General features: G+C 71.2%; 23 protein-coding genes. 5 read left to right on the forward strand and 18 right to left on the reverse strand.

The window, feature by feature from the left end:
• Window positions 1-9: 9 nt before the first annotated feature.
• The gene (locus ABZ564_RS25475; protein ID WP_360860827.1) at window positions 10-1,914 is read right to left on the reverse strand and encodes an AMP-dependent synthetase/ligase; all 1,905 of its coding nucleotides are present in this window, start codon (window positions 1,912-1,914) and stop codon (window positions 10-12) included.
• An 89-nt stretch (window positions 1,915-2,003) separates the two neighbouring features.
• Window positions 2,004-3,281 carry an acetyl-CoA C-acetyltransferase gene (locus ABZ564_RS25480; RefSeq protein ID WP_360860829.1) on the reverse strand — a complete coding sequence of 426 codons (1,278 nt, stop codon included), beginning with the start codon at window positions 3,279-3,281 and terminating at the stop codon, window positions 2,004-2,006.
• Window positions 3,282-3,357: 76 nt separating this feature from the next.
• Here ABZ564_RS25480 and ABZ564_RS25485 point away from each other — a divergent pair, with 76 nt between their 5' ends.
• A complete protein-coding gene (locus tag ABZ564_RS25485) occupies window positions 3,358-4,677 on the forward strand; it encodes a 3-oxoacyl-ACP reductase (protein WP_360860831.1) in 1,320 nt (439 codons plus the stop codon).
• Between the two features lie 4 nt (window positions 4,678-4,681).
• A complete protein-coding gene (locus tag ABZ564_RS25490) occupies window positions 4,682-5,500 on the forward strand; it encodes a MaoC/PaaZ C-terminal domain-containing protein (RefSeq protein WP_360860833.1) in 819 nt (272 codons plus the stop codon).
• Here the strand turns inward: ABZ564_RS25490 and ABZ564_RS25495 are convergent.
• The 9 genes from ABZ564_RS25495 to ABZ564_RS25535 form a co-directional block, all read right to left on the reverse strand.
• Window positions 5,490-6,110 (reverse strand): TetR/AcrR family transcriptional regulator, encoded by a 621-nt coding sequence (locus tag ABZ564_RS25495; protein WP_360860869.1) that lies wholly within the window; start codon window positions 6,108-6,110, stop codon window positions 5,490-5,492. The genes ABZ564_RS25490 and ABZ564_RS25495 overlap by 11 nt on opposite strands.
• A gap of 231 nt (window positions 6,111-6,341) precedes the next feature.
• The gene (locus tag ABZ564_RS25500) at window positions 6,342-7,682 is read right to left on the reverse strand and encodes a dicarboxylate/amino acid:cation symporter (protein ID WP_360860835.1); all 1,341 of its coding nucleotides are present in this window, start codon (window positions 7,680-7,682) and stop codon (window positions 6,342-6,344) included.
• A gap of 414 nt (window positions 7,683-8,096) precedes the next feature.
• Window positions 8,097-8,351: a DUF4229 domain-containing protein gene (locus tag ABZ564_RS25505; protein ID WP_360860837.1), complete on the reverse strand. Its 255-nt coding sequence runs from the start codon at window positions 8,349-8,351 to the stop codon at window positions 8,097-8,099.
• 133 nt (window positions 8,352-8,484) lie between these two features.
• The gene (locus ABZ564_RS25510) at window positions 8,485-9,009 is read right to left on the reverse strand and encodes a GNAT family N-acetyltransferase (protein WP_360860839.1); all 525 of its coding nucleotides are present in this window, start codon (window positions 9,007-9,009) and stop codon (window positions 8,485-8,487) included.
• A 123-nt stretch (window positions 9,010-9,132) separates the two neighbouring features.
• Window positions 9,133-10,296: an aminofutalosine synthase MqnE gene (gene mqnE, locus ABZ564_RS25515; protein WP_360860841.1), complete on the reverse strand. Its 1,164-nt coding sequence runs from the start codon at window positions 10,294-10,296 to the stop codon at window positions 9,133-9,135.
• A 48-nt stretch (window positions 10,297-10,344) separates the two neighbouring features.
• A complete protein-coding gene (locus ABZ564_RS25520; protein WP_360860843.1) occupies window positions 10,345-10,800 on the reverse strand; it encodes an Lrp/AsnC family transcriptional regulator in 456 nt (151 codons plus the stop codon).
• 157 nt (window positions 10,801-10,957) lie between these two features.
• The gene (locus ABZ564_RS25525) at window positions 10,958-11,623 is read right to left on the reverse strand and encodes a UbiX family flavin prenyltransferase (protein ID WP_360860845.1); all 666 of its coding nucleotides are present in this window, start codon (window positions 11,621-11,623) and stop codon (window positions 10,958-10,960) included.
• 42 nt (window positions 11,624-11,665) lie between these two features.
• The gene (gene mqnP / locus ABZ564_RS25530; protein WP_360860847.1) at window positions 11,666-12,583 is read right to left on the reverse strand and encodes a menaquinone biosynthesis prenyltransferase MqnP; all 918 of its coding nucleotides are present in this window, start codon (window positions 12,581-12,583) and stop codon (window positions 11,666-11,668) included.
• Window positions 12,580-14,037 (reverse strand): menaquinone biosynthesis decarboxylase, encoded by a 1,458-nt coding sequence (locus ABZ564_RS25535; RefSeq protein WP_360860849.1) that lies wholly within the window; start codon window positions 14,035-14,037, stop codon window positions 12,580-12,582. The genes mqnP and ABZ564_RS25535 overlap by 4 nt, the downstream gene beginning before the upstream one ends.
• A gap of 295 nt (window positions 14,038-14,332) precedes the next feature.
• Between ABZ564_RS25535 and ABZ564_RS25540 the strand changes: the two genes are divergently transcribed.
• On the forward strand, window positions 14,333-14,716 hold the full coding sequence (locus ABZ564_RS25540) for a PLD nuclease N-terminal domain-containing protein (RefSeq protein ID WP_360860851.1): 384 nt from the start codon (window positions 14,333-14,335) through the stop codon (window positions 14,714-14,716).
• Between the two features lie 69 nt (window positions 14,717-14,785).
• On the opposite strand, the gene ccsB is transcribed toward ABZ564_RS25540, so the two are convergent.
• The 7 genes from ccsB to hemL all read right to left on the reverse strand — a co-directional run bounded on the left by ccsB (window position 14,786) and on the right by hemL (window position 22,688).
• A complete protein-coding gene (gene ccsB, locus ABZ564_RS25545; protein WP_360860853.1) occupies window positions 14,786-15,874 on the reverse strand; it encodes a c-type cytochrome biogenesis protein CcsB in 1,089 nt (362 codons plus the stop codon).
• On the reverse strand, window positions 15,871-17,592 hold the full coding sequence (locus ABZ564_RS25550; protein WP_360860855.1) for a cytochrome c biogenesis protein ResB: 1,722 nt from the start codon (window positions 17,590-17,592) through the stop codon (window positions 15,871-15,873). The genes ccsB and ABZ564_RS25550 overlap by 4 nt, the downstream gene beginning before the upstream one ends.
• 6 nt (window positions 17,593-17,598) lie before the next feature.
• Complete coding sequence (locus ABZ564_RS25555) at window positions 17,599-18,339, reverse strand: cytochrome c biogenesis protein CcdA (protein ID WP_360860871.1); 741 nt, start codon at window positions 18,337-18,339, stop codon at window positions 17,599-17,601.
• 25 nt (window positions 18,340-18,364) lie between these two features.
• Window positions 18,365-18,973, reverse strand: a complete 609-nt coding sequence (locus ABZ564_RS25560) for a TlpA disulfide reductase family protein (protein ID WP_360860857.1) — start codon at window positions 18,971-18,973, stop codon at window positions 18,365-18,367.
• Window positions 18,974-19,040: 67 nt separating this feature from the next.
• Window positions 19,041-20,312, reverse strand: coding sequence for a hypothetical protein (locus ABZ564_RS25565; protein WP_360860859.1), 1,272 nt, complete (start codon window positions 20,310-20,312; stop codon window positions 19,041-19,043).
• 373 nt (window positions 20,313-20,685) lie between these two features.
• Complete coding sequence (locus ABZ564_RS25570; RefSeq protein ID WP_360860861.1) at window positions 20,686-21,375, reverse strand: histidine phosphatase family protein; 690 nt, start codon at window positions 21,373-21,375, stop codon at window positions 20,686-20,688.
• Entirely contained in the window at window positions 21,372-22,688 is a 1,317-nt protein-coding gene (hemL, locus tag ABZ564_RS25575; RefSeq protein ID WP_360860863.1) for a glutamate-1-semialdehyde 2,1-aminomutase, read from the reverse strand. The genes ABZ564_RS25570 and hemL overlap by 4 nt, the downstream gene beginning before the upstream one ends.
• 130 nt (window positions 22,689-22,818) lie before the next feature.
• Between hemL and ABZ564_RS25580 the strand changes: the two genes are divergently transcribed.
• The gene (locus ABZ564_RS25580) at window positions 22,819-23,412 is read left to right on the forward strand and encodes a hypothetical protein (protein ID WP_360860865.1); all 594 of its coding nucleotides are present in this window, start codon (window positions 22,819-22,821) and stop codon (window positions 23,410-23,412) included.
• A gap of 80 nt (window positions 23,413-23,492) precedes the next feature.
• Complete coding sequence (locus ABZ564_RS25585) at window positions 23,493-24,440, forward strand: helix-turn-helix domain-containing protein (protein ID WP_360860867.1); 948 nt, start codon at window positions 23,493-23,495, stop codon at window positions 24,438-24,440.
• The last annotated feature ends 90 nt before the right edge of the window (window positions 24,441-24,530 follow it).

Below are 24,530 nucleotides of genomic sequence, written 5' to 3' on the forward strand. Positions count from 1 at the left end.
GCACGCAGCTCACTTCCGGTACAGCGCCTCGATCTCCTCCGCGAAGTCCCGCGCGATCGCGTCCCGCTTCAGCTTCAGCGACGGCGTGAGGTGGCCGCCCTCCTCGGTGAAGTCCACCGGCAGCACGGTGAACTTGCGGATCGACTCGGCCCGGGAGACCAGCCGGTTGGCCTCGTCGACCGCGCGCTGGAGCGTCGTGCGCAGCTCCTCGTCGTCGACGAGTTCGCCCATCGGGACGTCCTGCTTCTTGCGCATCCGGCACCAGTGGGCGAGCCCGTCCGCCTCCAGCGTGATCAGGGCGGTGACGAACGAGCGGTTGTCGCCGACCACCATGCACTGGCTGACCAGCGGATGGGCGCGCAGCCAGTCCTCCAGCGGGGCCGGGGTGACGTTCTTGCCGCCCGAGGTGATGATGATGTCCTTCTTGCGGCCGGTGATCGTGAGGTAGCCGTCCTCGTCGAGCGCGCCCAGGTCCCCGGTGGCGAACCAGCCACCGTCGAGCACGGGCGCGGCGGCGCCGCGCCCGGCGTCCCAGTAGCCGGGGAACACCTGCCCGCCGCTGAGCAGCACCTCCCCGTCGTCGGCTATGCGTACGGCGGTGCCGGGCATCGGCCAGCCGACCGTGCCCAGCCGGGGCTTGAGCGGCGGGGTGACCGTGGCGGCGGCGGTGGTCTCGGTCAGCCCGTAGCCCTCGAAGATCTCGATGCCGGCGCCCGCGTAGAACGCGGCGAGCCGGCGGCCCAGCGGGGAGCCGCCGCAGATCGCGTACCGGACGTGGCCGCCGAGCGCGGCCCGGATGCGGCGGTAGACCAGCGGGTCGTACAGGGCCCGGGCGGCGCGCAGCCCGAGGCCGGGGCCGGGACCCGTGCCGTGTTCGGCGGCCTCGACGGCCCGGCCGTAGCGCTCGGCGATCCGGGCGGCCCGGTCGAAGGAGGAGGCGCGGCCCATCCTCTCGGCGGTGGCCCGGCCCGTGTTGTAGACCTTCTCCAGGACGTACGGGATCGCCAGCAGGAACGACGGCTTGAAACCAGCCAGGTCCGCGAGCAGGTCCTCGGTGCTGATCGACGGCGCGTGGCCGAGACGGACCCGGGCGCGCAGGCAGCCGATGGCGACCATCCGGCCGAAGACGTGCGACAGCGGCAGGAACAGCAGCGTGGACGCGGGGTACTCGCTCACCGACTTGAACACCGGGTGCAGCAGCTCGATGGCGTTGTCGACCTCGGCGAAGAAGTTGCCGTGGGTCAGCACGCACCCCTTCGGGCGGCCCGTGGTGCCCGAGGTGTAGATCAGGGTGGCCGGGGTCTGGGGCTCCAGGGTGGCGCGGCGCTCGGCGACGACGTCGTCCGGGAGGTCCTGGCCGAGCTTCTTCAGCCGGCCGATGGCGCCCGTGTCGAACTGCCAGAGGTGGAGGAGGCCGGCGAGCTGCTTGCGTTCCTGGCTGATGATCCGGCCCTGCTCGGCCGTCTCGACCGCGCAGGCCACGGCCCCGGAGTCCTGGAGGATCCAGCGGGCCTGGAAGGCGGAGGAGGTGGGGTAGACCGGCACGGTGACCAGGCCCGCCGCCCAGGCAGCGAAGTCGAGCAGCGTCCACTCGTAGGTCGTACGGGCCATGATCGCGATCCGGTCGCCGCCGCGCAGGCCCTCCGCGATCAGCCCCTTGGCGACGGCCAGCACCTCGGCGGCGAACTCGGCCGCCGTCACGTCCCGCCAGCCGCCGTCCGGCTGCTTGCGGCTGAGGACGGCCTCGGCGGGGGCCTCGCGGGCGTTGTCGAACGGGATCTCCGCGAGCGAGCCGCGCCGGACGGGCGGCGCGAACGCCGGTACGGAGGCCTGCCGGACGGTGCCGTCGGCTCCCCGCAGCAGCGTCGGCTCGACCAGGGCGGGGACGGGGGAAGAGGCGGATGGCGTGGACACGTGCGGCTCCTCGGCATGGGGGTCGGGCGGTTCACTGCTGTCGTACGGCGGCGCGTGGCGCGGTCCCACCGCACCGCGCGCCGCCCGGCTCACACGCGTTCGAGGATCGCCGTCACCCCCTGGCCGCCCGCCGCGCAGACCGAGATCAGGCCCCGGCCCGGGGCGTCCCGTTCCGCGAGGAGCCCGGCGAGGGTGGCGACGATGCGGGCGCCCGTCGCGGCGAAGGGGTGGCCGGTGGCGAGGGAGGACCCCGCCACGTTGAGCTTGTCCCGGTCGACGGGCGCGAGCCCCTGCTTCTCCCAGGCGGCCAGCGTGGCCAGCACCTGGGAGGCGAACGCCTCATGGATCTCGACCAGGTCGAAGTCCTCGATGCCCAGGCCGGCCCGCTCCAGCAGCCGGGGCACGGCGTACGCGGGCGCCATCAGCAGCCCGTCCTCGCCGTTCACGTGGTCCACCGCGGCCGTCTCGTACAGCGAGAGGTACGCCTGCGGTTCCAGGCCGTGCCGCTCGGCCCACTCCTCGCTCGCCAGGAGCACGGTCGCGGCGCCGTCCGTGAGCGGCGTCGAGTTGCCCGCGGTCATCGTCGCGTCCGGGTGGTCCGTGCCGAACACCGGCTTCAGCGCGGCGAGTTTCTCCACCGTGGAGCCGGGGCGCAGGTTCTGGTCACGCTCCAGGCCCAGGTACGGGACGACGAGGTCGTCCAGGAAGCCCCGTTCGTACGCGGCGGCGAGCCGCTGGTGGCTGGTGGCGGCGAGGAGGTCCTGCTCGGCGCGGCCGATGTCCCACCGCCGGGCGGTGAGCGCCGCGTGCTCGCCCATCGAGAGGCCGGTGCGGGGTTCGGCGTTGCGCGGGATGTCCGGGACGAGGTGCCGGGGCCGTACCCCCGTCAGGGCCTTCGCGCGGGCGCCCGCCGACTTCGCGCGCCGGACGGACAGCAGCAGCCTGCGCAGTTCGTCGTTGACGCCGAGCGGGGCGTCGCTCGCGGTGTCCGCGCCGCCCGCGATCGCCGAGTCGACGGCCCCGAGCATGATCTTGTTCGCGGCGGCGATCACCGCCTGGAGGCCGGTGCCGCAGGCCTGCTGGACGTCGTACGCGGGGGTGCGCGGGTCGAGCCGCGAGCCGAGCACCGTCTCGCGGGCCAGGTTGAAGTCGCGGCTGTGCTTGAGGACCGCGCCCGCGGCGAACTCGCCGACGCGCTGCCCCTGGAGCCCGAACCGGTCGACCAGACCGTCCAGCGCGGCGGTCAGCAACTGCTGGTTGGAGGCCTGCGCGTAGGGCCCGTCGGAGCGGGCGAACGGGATGCGGCTGCCGCCGACGACCGCGACCCGGCGGGGCCGCGGGAGTGCGAGGGGGATCAACTCGACCAACTCATCTCGACCAGCTCCTGACTCTTGAGTAACCTTACTCCAGAGTAAATCTACGACCGAGCAGGGAGTCTGGACAATGGCCGACCGCTATCTGCACCTGACCGGCACGGCACCCGGCAGGTTCCTCACCCGGAAGCTCGGTCTCCCGCAGCCCGCCCGGCTGCGCCGCTGGACCCTGGAGACGCCGGCGCTCACCGGCCCGGTCCTCCACCTCACCGCCGGAAAGTCCGCCGTCACCGAGGAACTCGCCGCGGTCCTCACCGCCACCGGCCTGGAGGTCGCCGCCCGCGCGGAGCGGCCCGCCGCGCTCGTGCTCGACGCGACGGCCGTGGACACCGCCGCCGGGCTCGGCGCGGTGCACGCCGCCCTCCACCCGGCCGTCCGCTCGCTCGCCCCCGGCGGCCGGGTCGTCGTCCTCGGGGTGCGGCCCTCACCGGAGGACCACCACCAGGCCGCCGCCCAGCAGGCCCTGGAGGGCTTCACGCGCTCGCTCGGCAAGGAGATCGGCAGGGGCGCCACCGTCCAGCTGGTCCGCGTCGCCCCCGCGGCCGTCGCCTCCGCCGAGTCCACCCTGCGCTTCCTGCTCTCGCCCCGGTCCGCCTACGTCAGCGGCCAGGTCATCGAGGTGACCGACGCCGCCCCGGACGAAGTCGCCGACTGGGCCGCCCCGCTCGCCGGCCGCACCGCCCTGGTCACCGGCGCCGCCCGCGGCATCGGGGCCGCCGTCGCCTCGGTCCTGGCCCGCGACGGCGCCCACGTCGTCTGCCTCGACGTGCCCTTGGCCCGGGAGGACCTGGTCCGCACCGCCGACCGCCTCGGCGCCACCGCGCTCCCCCTCGACATCACCGCCGGGGACGCCGCCGCACGCATCGCCGCCGCCGCGCCCGACGGTCTCGACGTCCTCGTCCACAACGCCGGCATCACTCGCGACCGGCGGCTCGCCAACATGCCCGCCGAGCGCTGGGCCCCGGTCATCGACGTCAACCTCGACAGCGTCCTGCGCACCACCGACGCCCTGCTGAAGGCCGGCACGCTCAACCGGGGCGGCCGGATCGTCGCCACCGCCTCCATCGCGGGCATCGCCGGCAACCACGGCCAGACCAACTACGCGGCCTCCAAGGCCGGGATCATCGGCCTGGTCCGCTCGCTCGCCCCGCGCGCCGCCGCCGACCACGGCGTCACGGTCAACGCGGTCGCCCCCGGCTTCATCGAGACGAAGATGACCGCCGCCGTCCCGCTCCTCATCCGCGAGGCGGGCCGCCGGATGAACTCCCTCTCCCAGGGCGGCCTCCCGGTCGACGTCGCCGAGACCACCGCCTGGTTCGCCCAGCCCGCGTCCACGGCCGTCAACGGCCAGATCGTGCGGGTCTGCGGCCAGAGCCTGCTGGGAGCGTGAGCCCGTGCCGAGCCTGACCCTCTCGCTGGCCCGGGGCGCCGTCACCTCCCCCTTCAAGCGGGCCGGACGACCGGACGCCGCCCTCCCCGCCGACCGCGTCCGCCGGCCGGCCGCCCCCGCCGCGCCCGGCCCGCTCGCCGCGTACCGCACGATCTGCGGCTTCCCGGCGACCGGGCCCCTGCCGGTCACGTACCCGCATGTCCTGGCGTTCCCCCTGGCGATGCGGCTGATGACCCGCCGCGACTTCCCCCTCCCGGTCACCGGCCTCGTCCACACCTGGATCGAGATCACCGCGCACCGCCCCCTCCAGCCGGAGGACCTGCTCGAACTCGCGGTGTACGCAAAGGAGTTGAGCCCGCATCGGCGCGGCACCGAGGTCACGGTGGTGACCGAGGCGCGTGTAGCGGGCGAGCCGGTGTGGGAGTCCCGCAGCGGCTATCTGTCCCGGCACGCGACACGGAACGAGACCGCGCCGGAGCCCCGGACCCCCGTCCCCGAGCTCCCCGCCGTCGCCGAGTGGCGGCTGCCCGGCAACCTCGGGCGGCGGTACGCGGCGACCTCCGGCGACCGCAACCCGATCCACCTCCACCCGCTCACCGCGCGGCTGTTCGGCTTCCCCCGGGCCATCGCGCACGGCATGTGGACCGTCGCCCGCTGCCTGGCCGAAACCCCCGAGCCGGCCCTGCTCCGTACCGTACGGGCCGACTTCCGGGCGCCCGTCCTGCTGCCCGGCACCGTCACGTACGCCTCCGACGGCACGGCGTTCCAGCTGCGCGGCGGCGGCGACGGGGCACGGGTCCACCTCACCGGGACTACGAGCTAGGCGCCTGCCACGGCCGGCCGTTCATCAGGTTCTCCAGACCCGCCCAGGAGAAGTTCATCAGCGTCGCCGCCGCCTCCCGGGCCGAGACGCCCGGGGTCTCGTTGGCCCAGCCGGCCAGCGCCTCGGCCGCGCCCACCAGGGCCTGCGCGAGGCCCGCCACGTCCCGGTCCGGGAGCGCCGGGTCGTGGTGCGCCTCGCGGGCGGCGGCGCCGATCAGCCCGGTGACGAACGCGACGATCTCCTCGCGCATCACGTGGACCTCGGTGGCGAACGGCTCCCCGTGCGTCCGCGCCTGCCGGTACAGCACCGCCCAGCCGTCCGGGTTCTCCGCGGTGTGCGTGAAGAACGCCCGCAGTCCGTCCCAGAGCTGCCGGTCGGCCGGCAGCCCCGGCTCGACCCCCGCCTGCACGGCGGCCAGCAGCGCCTGCGCCTCGCGCCGGATGCACGCGGTGAAGAGCTCGTCCTTGGAATTCAGGTACAGGTACACCAGCGGCTTGGACACCCCGGCCAGCTCGGCGATCTCGTCCATGGAGGCGGCCCGGTACCCCCGCTGCCCGAACGTCCGCACCGCGGCGTCCATCATCTGCTGCTCCCGCACCGCCCGCGGCATCCGCTTGTTCCGCACAGCACCCACGTCGACTCCCTCCCTCCCCCGCAGCACCAGGGGCCTTTCCTTTGGATCAGGCCGGGCTCGCGGGCTCCGGCACGATCCAGGGGAAAGCCCCTACTCCCTGGTAAGGGTACGGGGCGCGCCCCCACCCTTCGTACGGCGCCGCCCGCACGCCCGAGGGCCCCTCCTCCGCGCGGGAGAAAGGGCCCTCGGGCGATGTGGCACGGACGGTCAGGCGGCCACCGGGACGCGCTGCGGCTCGGTGTCCCGCACCTCCTCGTCGACCGGGGAGGCCGAGGCCGAGTTGTACGCGTCGTGGTCCAGGATCTTCTCGCGGGCCGCGACGATCACCGGGACGAGCGCCTGGCCCGCGACGTTCGTGGCGGTCCTCATCATGTCCAGGATCGGGTCGATGGCCATCAGCAGGCCGACGCCCTCCAGCGGGAGGCCCAGGGTCGACAGGGTCAGCGTCAGCATGACCGTGGCGCCGGTCAGACCGGCGGTGGCCGCCGAACCGATGACCGAGACGAACGCGATCAGGATGTAGTCACCGACGCCCAGCTGCACGTCGAAGATCTGCGCGATGAAGATCGCGGCGAGCGCCGGGTAGATCGCGGCGCAGCCGTCCATCTTGGTGGTGGCGCCGAACGGGACGGCGAAGGAGGCGTACTCCTTCGGGACGCCGAGGCGCTCGGTGACCTTCTGGGTGACCGGCATGGTGCCGACCGAGGAGCGCGAGACGAACGCGAGCTGGATCGCGGGCCAGGCGCCCTTGAAGAACTGGAGCGGGCTGACCTTGGCGACGGTGGCGAGCAGCAGCGGGTAGACGCCGAACAGCACCAGGGCGCAGCCGATGTAGACGTCGGCGGTGAACGTCGCGTACTTGCCGATCAGGTCCCAGCCGTAGTCGGCGATCGCGTAGCCGATGAGGCCGACGGTGCCGAGCGGGGCGAGGCGGATGACCCACCACAGGGCCTTCTGGAGGAGCTCCAGGACGGCTTCGCTGAGGGTGAGGATCGGCTGCGCCTTCTCACCGAGCTGCAGGGCGGCGATGCCGGCGACGGCGGCCATGAAGACGATCTGCAGGACGTTCAGCTCGGTGAACGGCGTGATCACGTTCTCCGGGATGATGCCGGTCAGGAAGTCGAGCCAGGAGCCGGCGTGCTCGGGGAGCTTGCCGTCCTTCGGGGTGAGGCCGGTGCCGGAGCCCGGGTTGGTGACCAGGCCGATCGCGAGGCCGATGGCGACGGCGATCAGCGAGGTGATCATGAACCAGAGCACGGTGCGCCCGGCCAGCCGGGCGGCGTTGTTGACCTTGCGCAGGTTGGTGATCGACACCAGGATCGCGAAGAAGACGAGGGGCGCGACGGCCAGCTTCAGCAGCTGGACGAAGATGTGGCCGACCTTGTCGAGCGTGGTGTAGAGCCAGCCGATGTCCTGGCTGCGGGTGAGCCAGCCGAGCAGGACGCCGAGGACCAGACCGGCGACGATCTGGGCCCAGAACGGGACCTTGGGTATGCGGAAGCCGGAGCCCGCGGGCTTCTCGGCGGTGGACGCGGGGTTCGCGGACACGGACACACTCCAGATGTGACGCATCGGGACGCACGGGGACGACGTGCGGGGGACGGGGGTGCGGCGCCCGCGTCAGGGGGCGGCGCCGCTGCATGGTGCCGGTCGGTATCAGACGTTGCGGCAACAGACCGCGGACATACAGCGGCAGAGATCGACGTGAAGGCGCTCCACGAGCGGGATGCTCGTGGCAGATCGGAGGCGCACATCAGTCTTCATGTCGAACACGTTAACACTTGAACTTTGGGGGCCTCAAAGGTCTTCTTTGGTACGGAGGAGCGCCCCGCACCCTCCCGCGACCGCCCCGGAATCCCCAACTCCGCCTGGAGACACGGAAAACCCCAGCACAGGAGCGGACGCTCCCGTGCTGGGGTTCGGTGATAAAGGGCGAGGGGTGTGAGGAAGCTTACGTTCCCCTTACGAGGTCGCGCCGTCCTCGCGCGTGCGGTTGGCCTCCAGGCGGGCCTTGGCGCGGTCGACCGAGGACACGAGCTGCCGGGACATCTCGTCGCGCTGCTTGCGCAGCAGGACGAAGCTGAGCGGCGCGGACAGCACCAGGGCGAGCAGGATCACCCAGACGACGTTGGATCCCCCGATCCCGGACGGCACCACTCCGAAGTTGACGGCGATGGCGGCGACGACGAAGCAGCCGACGAAGATGCTGAGACGCATCGCGGTGTACCGGATCGTTGCGCTCGGCTTGGCAGCGGACACAGCTGGCCTTCTCTCTACGTACGACAGTCCTGCCCGACCAGTGAAGCATGCCCCGCAATCGATCGATTCGCCGGGCCGCGCCCGGGCGCGCTCAGCCCAGCGGCAGCAGCATGATGACGTCGTCCCGGTCGTCGCCCTCGGCCACCCGGATCGCCCCCGGCACCCGCCCGACCTCCTTGTATCCGCACGCGGCGTAGAAGCGGTCGGCGCCCGTGCCGCCCCGGCAGGTGAGCCGGACGGCCTCGATGCCCTCGGTCGCCCGGGCCGTGTCCGCGACCGCCGCCATCAGCTCGCGGCCGTAACCGCGGCCCTGGTGGCGGGGGTGGACCATCACGGTGTACGCCCACAGCCAGTGCCTCATCAGCCGGTGCGTGTTGTGCGTCAGGAAGGCGGTGGCGGCGACCCGGCCGTCCTCGTCGTAGCCGACGACCAGCCGGGTGCGGCCCTCGGCGAGGGCGAGCTGCTGCTTGAGCAGCTCGGGCCGGACGTCCTCCTCCGACACCGGCGGTACGAAGCCCACCGCCCCGCCCGCGTTGGAGACATCGGCCCAGAGCGCGACGACGCCGTCGCGCACGGCGCGGTCGAACGCCGGATCCACCTCAAATGTAAGACTCATATGCGCATGTTAACCATTACACCCCGTCGGCTCAACCCGTGTCCGGAACGCGAGAAAGCTCCGGCCGGGGACGGTGGCCGGAGCTTTCGTACGTACAGCGTCGCGCGCGCGGCGCGCGCCGGGTCAGACCCGCATCGGCTGCGGCGACTCGCGCCGCTCCGCGTCCGGTCCCGGGTACTCGCGGATGATCTTGTACCGCGTGTTGCGCTCCACCGGCCGGAAACCGGCGTCGCGGATCAGGTCGAGCAGGTCCTCGCGGGTCAGCTTGTTCGGCGTGCCGTAGTTGTCCGCGTCATGCGTGATCTTGTACTCGACGACCGAGCCGTCCATGTCGTCCGCACCGTGCTGGAGGGCGAGCTGCGCGGTCTGCACGCCGTGCATCACCCAGAACACCTTGACGTGCGGCACGTTGTCGAACAGCAGCCGGGAGACGGCGAAGGTCTTCAGCGCCTCGGCACCGGTCGCCATCGTGGTCCGCGCCTGGAGCTTGTTGCGGACCTTGCCGTCCTTCATGTCCACGAAGTCGTGCTGGTAGCGCAGCGGGATGAAGACCTGGAAACCGCCGGTCTCGTCCTGGAGCTCGCGCAGCCGCAGCACGTGGTCGACGCGGTGCCGGGGCTCCTCGATGTGCCCGTAGAGCATCGTCGCCGGCGTCTTGAGCCCCTTCTCGTGGGCGAGCCGGTGGATGCGCGACCAGTCCTCCCAGTGCGTCCGGTGGTCCACGATGTGCTGGCGGACCTCCCAGTCGAAGATCTCCGCGCCGCCGCCGGTCAGCGACTCCAGGCCGGCCTCGATCAGCTCGTCGAGGATGTCCGAGGCGGACATCCCCGAGATGGTCTCGAAGTGGTGGATCTCGGTGGCCGTGAACGCCTTCAGGGAGACCTGCGGCAGCGCTTCCTTCAGCGCGCTCAGCGAGCGGGGGTAGTAGCGCCACGGCAGGGAGGGGTGCAGCCCGTTGACGATGTGCAGCTCGGTGAGGTTCTCGCCCTCCATCGCCTTGGCGAGCTTCACCGCCTCCTCGATGCGCATCGTGTACGCGTCCTTCTCCCCCGGCTTGCGCTGGAAGGAGCAGTACGCGCACGAGGCGGTGCACACGTTGGTCATGTTGAGGTGCCGGTTGACGTTGAAGTGGACGACGTCGCCGTTCTTGCGCGTACGCACCTCATGGGCCAGCCCGCCGAGCCACGCCAGGTCGTCGGACTCGTAGAGCGCGATCCCGTCCTCGCGGGTCAGCCGCTCGCCGGCCCCGACCTTCTGCTCCAGCTCGCGCTTGAGTCCCGCGTCCACCAGTGCTCCTCGCAATTCCTCGCCGTACCGAACCCAGCCACCGTACGCCTACTGCTCCTCGGGAAGGTCTCCGACCCGGTTCTCCCACTTGGTGGAGAGCACGATGGTGGTACGGGTGCGCGAGACGCCCTTGGTGCCGCTGAGCCGGCGGATGGTCTTCTCCAGGCCGTCCACGTCACCGACGCGCACCTTGAGCATGTAGGAGTCGTCGCCCGCGATGAACCAGGCGTCCTCGATCTCCGCGAGGTCCTTCAGCCGGCGCGCCACGTCCTCGTGGTCGGCGGCGTCGGAGAGCGAGATGCCGATCAGCGCGGTGACCCCGAGGCCGAGCGAGGCCGCGTTGACGGTGGCGCGGTACCCGGTGATGACACCGGCGGACTCCAGCCGGTTGATGCGGTCGGTGACGCTGGGCCCGGAGAGCCCGACGAGCCGCCCGAGCTCGGCGTACGAGGCCCTGCCGTTCTCCCGGAGGGCCTGGATGAGCTGCCTGTCCACCGCGTCCATATGACTGAAACCTTCCATTGTTCAGCAGTACCGCAAGTCTACGTGTAGAAAACAAGGAAAACAGGCATTCAATCTTGCGAATCCATACCCCTCCCCCTCTGGGTCGACCGCGCCCGCGGCCCCGGCGCGCGCCCGGGAAGCGCTGACCCCGACCGGGTCAGCCCCCGGAGCCCCCACCGAGCTTCCCCTCCCAGCGGCGGTACAACCGGTGCGGCACCCCCGCCGCGTCCAGCACCCGCCCCGCGACGAAGTCCACCAGATCCTGGATGTGCGTCGCGCCCGCGTAGAACCCCGGCGAGGCGGGCAGCACGACCGCGCCCGCGTCGTCCAGGGCCACCAGCTGCTTCAGCGTGGCCCCGCTCAACGGCGTCTCGCGCACCGCGACCACCAGCTTCCGCCGCTCCTTGAGCGTCACGCTCGCGGCCCGCTGCAACAGGTCCTTCGACAGCCCGAGCGCCACCCCCGCCACGCACGCCGTCGACGCCGGGACGATCAGCATCCCCTTCGCCGGGTACGACCCCGAGGACGGCCCCGCGGCCAGATCACCGGCCGCCCAATGGCGTACGCCCGACACGTCCACGTCGAAGGTGTCCGGCTTGCCGTCCGCCCCCCGCGCCAGCCAGGCCGCCAGGTCCTCGCGCCAGTGCGCGTCGCGGTAGGCGAGCCCCGTCTCGTCGAGCAGCGTCAGCCGCGAGGCCCGGCTCACGACCAGGTCGACGCTCTCCCCCGCCGCCAGCAGCCCACGCAGCACCGAGGCGGCGAAAGGGGTGCCCGAAGCGCCGGAAACCCCGACAATCCAAGGCATCCGCTGCTGCTGACTCACTGAAGACCGGGAATCCACACCCCCGAGCCTATCCGGCACCGCTCACACGGTGAGCCCGCGCACCACCAGGTCCAGCAGCGCGCACACGAACAGCGCGATCCCGATGAAGCCGTTGACCGAGAAGAACGCCCGGTTCAGCCGGGACAGGTCGTGCGGCCGCACCACGCGGTGCTCGTACACGAAGGCGACCGCGACGATGACCATGCCGATCCAGTAGAACGCCTGCGCGTCCGTGGCGAGGCCGAACCAGACCAGCAGGCCCGTCGTCACCACGTGGCACACCCGCGCGCCCCACAGCGCGGCCGGGATACCGAAGCGCGCCGGGAAGGACAGCACCCCGTGCGCCCGGTCGGCCTGCACGTCCTGGCAGGCGAAGATCAGGTCGAAGCCGCCGATCCAGATGCCGACGGCGAGCCCGAGGATCACCGCGTCCCCCGACCAGCTGCCGGTCACCGCCAGCCAGGCCCCGACCGGGCCCATGGCCTGGGCGAGCCCCAGGATCGCGTGCGGGAAGTTCGTGAACCGCTTGCCGTACGGGTAGACCACCATCGGGACCACCGCGACCGGCGCCAGCGCCAGACAGAGCGGGTTCAGCAGGGCCGCGGCCCCGAGGAACACGACGACGGCGACGAGCGCCCCCGTCCACGCCGACTTCACCGACACCGCACCGGTCACCAGCTCACGGCCGGCGGTGCGCGGGTTGCGGGCGTCGATCTCGCGGTCGATGATCCGGTTCGCGGCCATCGCGAACGTCCGCAGCCCGACCATCGCGACGGTGACGAGGAGCAGGGTGACCCACTGGACCGACCCGCCGTCCTGGAACATCGCGGTCAGGGCGGCGATGTAGGCGAAGGGCAGCGCGAAGACCGAGTGCTCGATCATCACGAGCCGCAGGAACGCCTTCACCCTGCTGTTCGGTCGGGCGGGCCCCGGTCCCAGGGTCGCTTCGGCAGCGCTCACAGTCCGTATTCCTTCCACCGGCGGTCGACCAGCGCCGCCGTCTCCGGGTCCGACTCGACCATGTCCGGCCAGCCCCCGTCCCGCGTGTAGCCCTCCTCGGGCCACTTCCTCGTCGCGTCGATGCCCGCCTTGCCGCCCCAGAACTGCTGGTACGAGGCGTGGTCGAGGTGGTCGACGGGGCCCTCGGTGACGGTCAGGTCGCGCGCGTAGTCCGTGTTGCCGAGCGCCCGCCACGCCACCTCGTGCAGGTCGTGGACGTCGCAGTCGGAGTCCACGACGACGATCAGCTTCGTCAGCGACATCATGTGCGCGCCCCAGATCGCGCTCATCACCTTCTGCGCGTGCTTCGGGTACTTCTTGTCGATCGAGACGATCGCGCAGTTGTGGAAGCCACCGGACTCCGGCAGGTGGTAGTCCACGATGTCCGGCACGATGATCTTCAGCAGCGGCAGGAAGAACCGCTCGGTGGCCCGGCCCAGCGGCCCGTCCTCGGTCGGCGGCCGCCCCACCACGATCGACTGGAGCAGCGGCCGCTTGCGCATGGTCACGCAGTCGATGGTCAGCGCGGGGAAGGGTTCCTGCGGGGTGTAGAAGCCGGTGTGGTCGCCGAACGGCCCCTCGGGGAGCGTCTTGCCGGGCTCCAGCCACCCCTCGATGACGACCTCGGCGTGGGCCGGGACCTGGAGCGGCACGGTCTTGCAGTCGACCATCTCGATCCGCTTGCCCTGGAGGAACCCGGCGAACAGGTACTCGTCGATGTCCTCGGGCAGCGGTGCGGTGGAGGCGTACGTGACGGCGGGCGGCGCGCCGAACGCGATGGCGACGGGCAGCCGCTCCCCGCGCCGGGCGGCGACCTGGTAGTGGTTGCGGCTGTCCTTGTGGATCTGCCAGTGCATCCCGATGGTGCGCCGGTCGTGGCGCTGGAGCCGGTAGAGCCCGAGGTTGCGGATGCCGGTCTCGGGGTGCTTGGTGTGGGTGAGCCCCAGGTTGAAGAAGGAGCCGCCGTCCTTGGGCCAGGTGAACAGCGCGGGCAGCAGGTCCAGGTCCACGTCGTCGCCGGTGAGGACGACCTCCTGGACGGGCGCGTTCTCGCTCTTCACCTTCTTCGGCGGCACGTGCACCATCGACCCGAGCTTCCCGAAGGCCTCCCGGACCCCGACGAACCCGTGCGGCAGCTCGGGCCTGAGCAGCCCGCCGATCTTGTCGCTGATCTCGCCGTAGGACTTCAGCCCGAGCGCCTTGAGCAGCCGCTTGTCGGTGCCGAAGACGTTCATGGCCAGGGGCATCGAGGACCCCTTGACGTTCTCGAAGAGCAGCGCGGGCCCGCCGGCCTTGTTCACCCGGTCGACGATCTCACCGACCTCCAGGTAGGGGTCGACCTCGGCCTTGATGCGCTTGAGCTCGCCCTCGCGCTCCAGAGCCCGGAGGAGGGATCGAAGATCGTCGTAAGCCATGCTGTCCAGTTTGACATCCTCCCCGGCGGCGGCCGCCGGGAGCCCTCGCGAGTCCGCGCGAGACGCCGGTGAGGAGGTGCGTGTCGCTGCGCCTCCCCGGGCGGCACGGAGCTCCGGCCGGAGAACGCGCTCGTCCGCCGCCGCGCCGACGGCCTCCGCGCCGACGGCCGCCTGTCCGGCCGAACCGTGCCCGGGCCCGCTCGCCCCGGGACGTGGACGACACCGGCTACTCTGGCCCCGTCACCGGGGCGGGGCATCGCCCCGCCAACTCTCCTCGGGGGGGAACCTTTCCATCATGCTCCGGGCCCTGATCTACCTCCTGCCGCTGGCGCTGACGATCTTCGCGTTCATCGACTGCCTGAACACCCCGGAGGACGAGGCCAAGCACCTGCCGAAGATCGCCTGGGTCTTCATCATCCTGCTGTTCTGGATCGTCGGCCCGATCGTGTGGCTGGCCGCGGGCAAGGTCCGCGTGCCGCCCACCGGGGGCCGCACGCCCTCCGAGTGGCACCGCAACCACCGCTCGCAGTGGGTGGCGCCGGACGACAACCCGGACTTCCTGAAGTCGCTGAAGGAAGAGAACAAGAAGGACGAGGCACTCCTCAAGGACTGGGAGGCGGACCTGCGCCGCCGCGAGGAGGAACTGAAGCGCCGTGAGAACGGCCCGGAGGACTCGTAACCGCGCGGCGTACGAGAACTGCCCGCCGCCCGGAGGTCCGGGTGGCGGGCAGCGTCGTTGGCGCGTGCGTCAGACGCCGGCGTACGAGTGCTTGCCGGTGACGAAGATGTTGACGCCGTAGTAGTTGAAGATCCAGCAGCCGAAGGCGATCAGGGCCAGGTAGGCGGCCTTGCGGCCCTTCCAGCCGGCGGTGGCGCGGGCGTGCAGGTAGCAGGCGTAGGCGACCCAGGTGATGAAGGACCAGACCTCCTTGGGGTCCCAGCCCCAGTAGCGGCCCCAGGCGTCCCCGGCCCAGATCGCGCCCGCGATGATCGTGAACGTCCACAGCGGGAAGACGGCCGCGTTGATGCGGTACGAGAACTTGTCGAGGGTCGACGCGGACGGCATCCGGGAGAGCACGGAATGGGCGAAGGCGCCCGGCTCCCCGCCGTTCGCGATCTTGTTCTCGTAGCTGTCGCGGAAGAGGTAGATGAGGGTGCCGATGCCGCCGATGAAGAACACCGCGCCGCAGATGATGGCGGTCGAGACGTGGATCCACAGCCAGTACGAGTGCAGGGCCGGCACCAGCTGGTCGCTGGAGGTGTAGAGCACCGTGGTCGCGAGGCCGAGGTCCAGCAGGACGGCGGTGACCAGGATCAGCCCCATCCAGCGGACGTTCTTCTTCAGGGCCAGCAGGGCCAGGTACGCGCCGACCGCCACCGTGGAGAAGGTGATCGAGAACTCGTACATGTTGCCCCAGGGGGCGCGCTGCACGGACAGGGCGCGGGCGACGACGCCGCCGGCCTGGACGAGGAACGCGAGCACGGTCAGCGAGACCGCCATCCGCCCGTAGAGGTCGCCCTTGAAGGTGCCGCCGGCGGCGCCGGGGCCGTCCGGGACATCGCGCGTCCCGGCCGCGGCGCGGGTGACGATCTTCGGCCGTTCCAGTACGGCGGTGGACCCGCCCTTCGCGGCGACCCGGACCTTCACCGTGCCGGCCGTGGCGGCGGCCTCCTCGGTGGTGAGCCCGGCGGCGGTGCGGCCGACCTTGCTGCGGCTGCCGAACACCCACTCGGCGATGTGCGCGAGGAAGGCCAGGGTGTAGACGGCCATCGACGAATAGACCAGCACATTGCTGGTGTGTGCCAGGTTCTCGTTGGTTGCGGCGGCGAGATTCATTTCTCAGCCCCTTCGGCAGGTTCTGCGGAGGACGCCTCGGCGACGTCGCTGTCGGTGCCGGGCGCGGTGGGCGCCTCGGCGTTGAGCGTGACCGCGAGGTCGGCCAGCTCCTCGGGAAGCTTCGCGGACTCGCTGCGGCCGAGCCCGGCCATCTCGACGACGGTGACGCCGTCGGCGCCGCGCACGGCCCGCACCCAGACGCGGCGGCGCTGGATGAACAGGGAGCCGGCGAGTCCGGCGATGGCGGCGACGGCGCCGGTGAGCGCCCAGCCGCTGGCGGGCTGTTCGGAGATCTGGAAGCTCGCCCACTCCTGGAGGCCCTCGAAGGTGATGGAGCCGGCCCCGTCGGGGAGCTTCATCGTCTCGCCGACGAGGAGGCGCTGCTTGAGCTGCTCGCCCTTGGCGTCCTTGAACTCCTTCATCTTGGTCGTGTCGAGCTGGTACACGTTCTGCGCGATGCCGGAGTCGACGCCGAGCGAGCCGTGGTAGCCGTTGAGCGCGAGGACGGGGAAGTCGGCGGCCGGGAACTGGGACCACATGGTGCCCTTGCCCTTGCCGGCGAAGGTCGGCACGAAGAACGCCTGGAAGCCCAGCTGCTCCTTCTTGCCGTTCTTGTCGCGGTAGCCGTCCATGACCTTGATGGCGCCGCTCGACGTGACGTTGTTGTCGATGGGCAGCAGGGGCACGGCGGCCTTGTAGATCTCCTTGCCCCGGCCGTCCTTGACGGAGATGACGGGGGCGTAGCCGTGGGCGTTGAGGTAGACCTTGGTGCCGTCGACGACGAGGGGTTCGTTGACCTTGATGGTCCTCTTCCGCTCCTTGCCGTACGCGCCGTCGGAGAACGTCACGTGCGCCTCGTACGTGCGCGGGGTGCCGATCTGCGGGCCCTTGCGTTCGTACGTGCCGATGAAGTCGTCGAGGGTGAAGCTGAACGGCGTCAGCGAGTCGTTGTCGAAGAGCGAGCCGGACTTGAAGTCGTCGTACTGGGTGATGGTGTTGGAGAAGCCGTCGCCCTCGACGACCAGCTTGGCGCCCTCGGACTTGAAGAGCTGGCCCCAGGCGAAGGCGACGAGCATCACGATGAGCGCGATGTGGAAGATCAGGTTGCCGGCCTCGCGCAGGTAGCCCTTCTCGGCGGCGACGGCGTCACCGGAGAGGTGGACTCGGTAGCGGCGCTTGCGCATGATCGCGAGTGCGGCCTCGTGGACCCGCTCGGGAGCGGCCTCGGTGCGCCAGGTGGTGTACGCGGGCAGCCGGGTGAGGCGCTTGGGCGCGCCCGGCGGGCGGCTGCGGAGCTGGCCGACGAAGGTTCCGGTGCGCGGGACGATGCAGCCGATGAGCGAGACGAACAGCAGGATGTAGATCGCGGAGAACCACACCGAGCTGTAGACGTCGAAGAACTGGAGCTTCTCGTAGATCGGCGTGACGGTGGTGTGCGCGTTCTTGAACGTCTGCACCTTGAGTTCGTCGACGCTGTTCTGCGGGATCAGCGAGCCGGGGACGGCGCCGAGCGAGAGCAGGAAGAGCAGGATCAGGGCGACCCGCATGGAGGTGAGCTGGCGCCAGAACCAGCGGACCCAGCCGATGACGCCCATGGCGGGGAGGCCGGCCAGGGACTCCTCGCGGGGGGCGGTGGAGAGCTGGGAGCCGGCGGCGCCGAGGTCACCGGCGTTCTCCTGGTCCTGCTCCTGGGAGGTGTTGGACGTGGTGTTGCTCATTGGTACTCAGATCCCCACCTGGAAGCCGGCCGACCAGCCCTGTAGTTCCTGCATCATGCTGCCCCACACACCGGTGAGCAGGAGCAGCCCGGTCACGATCATCATGCCGCCGCCGATGCGCATGACCCAGGCGTAGTGGCGCTTGACCCAGCCGAACGCTCCGAGTGCCTTGCGGAAGGCGACGGCGGCGAGCACGAAGGGGAGGCCCAGGCCCAGGCAGTAGGCGACGGTCAGTACGGCGCCGCGTCCGGCGGTTCCCTGGTCCATGGCGAGGATGGACACCGAGCTGAGCGTGGGTCCGAGGCACGGGGTCCAGCCGATGCCGAAGAGCGCGCCGAGCAGCGGGGCGCCCACCAGGCCGGTCACCGGCTTCCTGTGGATGCGGAACTCGCGCTGCGTCATCCACGGCATGAGGCCCATGAAGAAGAGGCCCATGAGGACCATCAGCACGCCGAGCACCTTGGTGAGGGGCCCGCTGTTCTCCTGGAGCGTGTCGCCGAAGTAGCCGAAGAGGGCGCCGCCGGAGACGAAGACTGCGGTGAAGCCGGCGACGAAGAGCGAGGCGCCGGCGACCATGCGGCCGCGCCGGGCCTCAGCGAGGTCGGCGCCGCTGACCCCGGTGACGTAGCTGAGGTAGCCGGGGACGAGGGGCAGGACGCAGGGCGAGAAGAAGGAGACGAGCCCGCCGAGCAGGGCGAGGGGCAGGGCGGCCAGAAGGGCCCCGCTCAGGACCGTCTCGTTCTGCATGGCGGCGGCGAGGGTGCTCACCTGATCACTTCTCCGCGATCAGCGGGTCGAGCATCTTGTGCAGCTGCGTGTCGTCGAGCGGGCCGACGTAGCGGGCGGCGAGCTTGCCCTCCCGGTCGATGACGACGGTCGAGGGGATGGACTGGAGCTTGAAGGTGCCCTTGGGGAAGCGCAGCAGGAGCTTCCCGGTGGGGTCGTAGAAGCTGGGGTAGGGCACCCCGAAGTCCTTCTCGAAGCTGACGGCGTTGCTCCGCTCGGTGTCGCGGGTGTTGACGCCGACGAACTGCACGCCCTTGTCCGCGGTCGCCTCGGAGACCTTCTTGAAGTACTTCGCTTCGAGCCGGCAGGGGGCGCACCACGAGCCCCAGGCGTTGAGGACGACGACCTTGCCCTTGTAGTCGGCGAGGTCGAGCTGCTTGCCGTCCAGGGTCTCGCCGTCCAGCTTCGGTGCGTCGGCGCGCTCGCCCTTGGCCGCGGTGGAGATTCCGCCGTTGCCCGTGACGAAGTGGGTGTCGCCGCCGCCGCCGGTCCGGTTGCCGGAGTCGCACGCGGTCAGCGTCAGTGCGAGCGCGGCGGCCGCCAGGGGGGCGGCGAGCAGGGTGAAGCGGCGTCGGGGTGCGCGGCCATGGCTCATGTGAAAAGTTTCGCATGGCGGTTGCGGGGATCTTGGGCACCCCCCTCGGTGCCCGTAAAGCCCGTTGTCAGGCTCGTTTAAAGAAGGTGTTCCAGCCGCCCGCGGGTGCCTCGCCCACCTGGAGTGTACGGAGCTTGGCGAGGACGGCCGGGTCCTGGACGTCGAGCCAGTCGACGAACTGGCGGAATGAGACGAGGCGCACATCCGGTTTCCCGGCGATGTGCTTGAGCGCCTCCTCGACGGCGTCCATGTAGATACCGCCGTTCCACTCCTCGAAGTGGTTTCCGACGTAGAAGGGCGCGCGGTTCGTCTCGTAGGCGCGCTTGAATCCGCTCAGGTACGACTGCGTGGCCTGTTCGCGCCAGCCGGGATAGCGCGAGGACATTCCCTTGGTGGAGTTCAGGGACTGGTTGGCGAGGATGTTGTAGTCCATGGAGAGGACTTCGAAGGTGTGGCCGGGGAACGGGATTCCCTGGAGCGGCAGGTCCCAGATGCCCTGGCGTTTGCCGGGCCAGACCTGGGTACCGCCGGGTGAGCTGGCGTCGTAGCGCCAGCCGAGCTTCTTCGCGACGGGCAGCAGGTTGTCCTGTCCGAGGAGACAGGGGGTACGGGCGCCGACGAGTTCCTTGCGGTAATCGAAGGGGAGCGGTTCGAGGTCGTCCCAGCCGGTGTTGGTGCGCCATTCGGTGACGAAGGAGATCGCCTGGTCGATTTCGTTCTGCCACTGGGCCGGGGTCCAGTTGCCGACCGATCCGGAGCCGGCGCAGAAATGCCCGTTGAAGTGGGTGCCGATCTCGTGGCCGTCGAGCCAGGCCTGCCGTACGTTCTTGAGCGTCTCCTTGATGTGGCCGTCGGTGAGATAGCCGATGTCGGAGGCGCCTACGGGGTTGTTCGGCGGGCGGTAGAGCGTTTTCTTCGATTCCGGCAGGAGATAGAGGCCGGAGAGGAAGAAGGTCATCGACGCGTCGTGTTCCCGGGCGAGTTCCAGAAAGCGGGGGAACAGTCCGTTGCCGACCTCGCCGGCCCCGTCCCAGGAGAAGATCACGAACTGCGGCGGCTTCTGCCCGGGCTCCAGCGGAACGGGGGCCTGCGGCTGCCTGGGCTGTTTTCCGGTGTCGGCGGTGGAACCGTCGCCGATGAGGCGGACGGCCTTCTCGGTCCCGGATCCCTTCGAGGTGCCGCCGGTCGCCTTCTGGCCGGTGGCGCCCTTGTCGGGGCTCGGGCTTCCGGCCCCCGCGCCGGGGCCGGACGAACCGGCGGTGCTGCAACCGGCCATTCCGACGGCGGCCGCGGCCCCGAGACCGGCACCCAGCAATCCCCTTCGGCTGATCTCACGCATGCGGCTTCCCATCTGCGGTCGTTTTGCCTCAAGTACATACAAACTGGCAAAGGCTTAGATGGGCGTAGCCACACGGGGGTTCCCCCGGATAGCACAAAATTCTTTACGAAACCAGCCCTCGACGATCTACGAACGCATAACCGAATACAGATCGTCGGCCGTGTCCGGCCCGTCCGACCGCAGCCGCCCCGTCCGGCCGTGTCCGCCCCGTCCGGCCGTGTCCGCCCCGTCCGGCCGTGTCCGCCCCGTCCGGCCGTGTCCGCCCCGTCCGGCCCGTCCGGCAATTGACGACAAAACGCCCGCCGGGGGCGGCCCGGGCCCACCGACCGCGATCGGCGCGGCCCCGGCCCCGGGTCCCCGGCCCGCGGGGCCGCTACGCCCCGAACCCCTTCGACGCGCCCTTCACCGGCTTCGCGCCCGCCCGCAGGTGCGCGGGGACCAGGTCGCGGGCCGGCTCCGAGTAGCCGACGGACACGATCTTGTCGCCCCGGTACGTGAAGCTGGTCAGCGAGGCGAGGGTGCACTGCCGCTTGCGCGGGTCGTGCCACAGCCGGCGCCGCTCCACGAAGCTGCGCACGATCCAGATCGGCAGCTGGTGGCTGACGCAGACCGCCTCGTGCCCCCGGGCCGCGTCCCGCGCCGCGTCGAGCGCGCCCATCATGCGGACGACCTGCTCGATGTACGGCTCGCCCCACGACGGACGGAACGGGTTGGTCAGGTGCTTCCAGTTGTCCGGCTTGCGCAGCGCACCGTCGCCGACGCCGAAGGTCTTGCCCTCGAAGACGTTGGCGGCCTCGATGAGCCGTTCGTCGGTGGCGAGGTCCAGGCCGTGCGCCTTGGCGATCGGGGACGCCGTCTCCTGGGCACGCTCCAGCGGGGAGGCGACGGCGTACGTGATGTCGCGCTTCTCCAGGTGCTCGGCGACCCGGTCGGCCATCTGCCGGCCCAGCTCGGAGAGGTGGTACCCGGGCCGGCGGCCGTACAGCACGCCCTCCGGGTTGTGCACCTCGCCGTGGCGCATCAGATGGACGACGGTGATGTCGTCGGCGGTCTTCTCGCTCATGCGGTGGCCTCCGAAGCAGCGCGGGCGGCGGCGGGCAGGGCGGCGGCGATGCGCTCGACGGCCTGCGTGTCGTGGGCGGTGGAGACGAACCACGACTCGAACGCGGACGGCGGGAGGTAGACACCCTGCGCCAGCATCGAGTGGAAGAACGCCGTGAAGCGGAAGGCTTCCTGCCGCTTGGCGTCCTCGTAGTCGCGGACGGGCCCCTCGGTGAAGAAGACGGAGAACATGTTGCTCGCCGCCTGGACGGTGTGCGCGACGCCCTCCTTGTCCAGGGCGGCGCTCACCAGGCCCCGGATCTCGGCGGAGGCCGCGTTCACCTTCGCGTACGCGGCGTCGTCGAGCAGCCGCAGCTGCGCGAGCCCGGCGGCGGTGGCGACCGGGTTGCCGGACAGCGTGCCCGCCTGGTAGACCGGCCCGGCCGGGGCCAGGTGAGCCATCACGTCGGCGCGCCCGCCGAACGCCGCGGCCGGGAAGCCGCCGCCCATGACCTTGCCGAAGGTCATCAGGTCCGGCCGCACCCCGTCGACGCCGAACCAGCCGGCCTTCGACGTACGGAATCCGGTCATCACCTCGTCGGAGACGTACAGGGCCCCGTGGGCGGCGCAGAGCTCCTTGAGCCCCGCGTTGAACCCGTCCAGCGGCGGCACGACGCCCATGTTGCCCGGCGACGCCTCGGTGATCACGCACGCGATCTCCCCGGGGTGCGCGGCGAACGCGGCGCGCACCGCCTCCAGGTCGTTGTACGGCAGCACGATCGTGTCGCCCGCCTGGGCGCCGGTGACCCCGGGCGTGTCCGGCAACCCGAAGGTCGCGACGCCGGACCCGGCCGAGGCGAGCAGGGCGTCCACGTGGCCGTGGTAGCAGCCGGCGAACTTCACGACCTTCGCCCGGCCGGTGAATCCGCGCGCGAGGCGAATCGCGGACATGGTCGCCTCGGTCCCCGACGACACCAGCCGCACCTGCTCGACCGGCTCGACGCGCGCGACGATCTCCTCGGCGAGCGCGACCTCGCCCTCGCCCGGCGTACCGAACGAGGTGCCGCGGGCGACGGCCTCCTGGACTGCGGCGATCACCTCGGGGTGGGAGTGGCCGAGAATCATCGGCCCCCACGAACACACGAGGTCGACGTACTCACGCCCGTCGGCATCGGTCAGGTACGGACCGGCACCGGACACCATGAACCGGGGCGTACCGCCCACGGCCCGGAAGGCTCGGACAGGAGAGTTCACGCCGCCGGGCGTCACGAGGGACGCGCGGTCGAAAAGCGTCTGCGAAACTGGGGCGTCATAGGGAAAGCTCACACATGCCATGGTGTCAGAGCCCCGGACGGTCTTTGCGGACAGGTGTTTCACCGCACGCCCGTGGGGGAGGTCACTGACACGATGATCGGGTTGCGCGGCGGGGGCTGTGCCTCCCAGTGAGTAGTCGGGTGGATGAGATATGCATCGCGGTGGCGGAGTGGGCGAAGGGACCGACGGCCCGGGGCCCGAGCCTGCCCGGAGGGGCCGGCACCGGCGCGAGGCCGGCCACCAGCAGGGCATACAGGCCGGTGAGGCACGGGCAGGCGGTGGCGCCGGGAGCGGAAGTGGTGGCCGGGTGGGGGTGACCTACAAGTATTTCGGTGCTCCGGACGGGGCCACCGCCGCACGCGTGCCCATCTCCATGCGGCCCGAGGAGCTCGGCGGGGACGAGCTCGGCATGGGCGGCATGTTCACCAAGATCAAGCCGGAGACGGTGGCCGCGATGGTCCTCACCGGCATACAGGGCATACCCCTGCACAAGGTCCCCCCGCTCGAACTGGTCGTCCTGCACCCCGACTACGCGGTGGTCAAGCTCCCGATGACGGTCGTCGACCCGCTGCGCGGCGTCGGCGAGGAGACCGTGGGCGCCGCCGCCTTCATCTGGTCCACGGTCCCCGACCGCGGCGGCCCGCGCGACGCCTTCAACGTGTACCAGCTGCTCCACGAGTGGCAGGACTTCAGCCACCGCCTGCACGACGCGGGGCACCAGGCGTACTGCCTGGTATGGCCGTGAGGGGACAGCCGCGGAGACGGCCTGCGACACTTCTGCCACATCAGTTCGCCATGTGACGCAGCGCAGAAGTGGGGGCCGCCATGGGGTTGGAGGATCTCGGGCTCACGGCCGACGAGGCCGCCGCCTACCAGGCACTGATCGCGCTCCCCTCGTCCGCCCGCCCGGAGCTGGCCGCGGCGGCCGGGATGAGCGAGGAGCGGACCGGAGACGCCCTGCTCGCCCTGGTGGGACGGGGGCTGGTGCTGCGGGTCGCCGACGGCTCGCGCTACGCCGCCGCCCCGCCGGCCGTCGCCCTCGGGGCCGAGCTCGCCGCCCGGCGCGAACGCCTCCAGCGCGCCGAGCTGGCCGTGGCGCGGCTCGCGGAGACCTACCGCACGGCCACCGCCGACCGGGCGCAGCGCGACCTCGTGGAGATCGTCGAGGGCACCGAGGCGATCCGCACCCGCTACCTCCAGCTCCAGCTCTCGGCGCGCAGCACCATCGACATCTTCTCGGCCGGCGCACCCCAGGCGGTCACCCCGGCGGACAGCGCGGAGGTGACGGCCATCTCCCGGCAGGTGCGGGTGCGGGCCGTCGTCGACCAGGGGTTCCTGAGTGAGCCGGGCGGGTCGGACGAGGTGGCGCAGTCCCTCGCCGACGGGGTCGAGGTGCGGACGGTCACCGAGGTCCCCTACAAGCTGATCCTGTGCGACGGTTCCGTGGCGATGCTGCCGCTGCACGGGCGCGAGGCCCGGGTGGACCCGGCCGTGGTGCTGCGCGGCGGTCTGGCGCATGTGGCGCGGGAGCTGTTCGAGCAGGTGTGGCAGCGTTCCCGCCCCTACCAGGAGCAGCCGCACACCGACATCGACACGGTCGACGCCCACATCCTGCGGCTGCTGCTCGCCGGTCTCACGGACACGGCGGTGGCCGGACAGGTACGGCTGTCGGTCCGCACCGTGCAGCGCCGGCTCCAGGCCCTCATGGCCAGGGCCGACGCGACGACGCGCCTCCAGCTCGGCTGGTACGCCAGGGACCGGGGCTGGGTGTGACGCAGGCGGGGGTGGTCCGGCCCCGGCAGCGCCTCCACCTCGTCGGCGATCTCCGGCCGCCAGCCGATTCCGATGCCCAGCCTCATGCCG

It is taken from the genome of Streptomyces sp. NPDC019224 (assembly GCF_040632605.1).
Classification (GTDB): domain Bacteria; phylum Actinomycetota; class Actinomycetes; order Streptomycetales; family Streptomycetaceae; genus Streptomyces.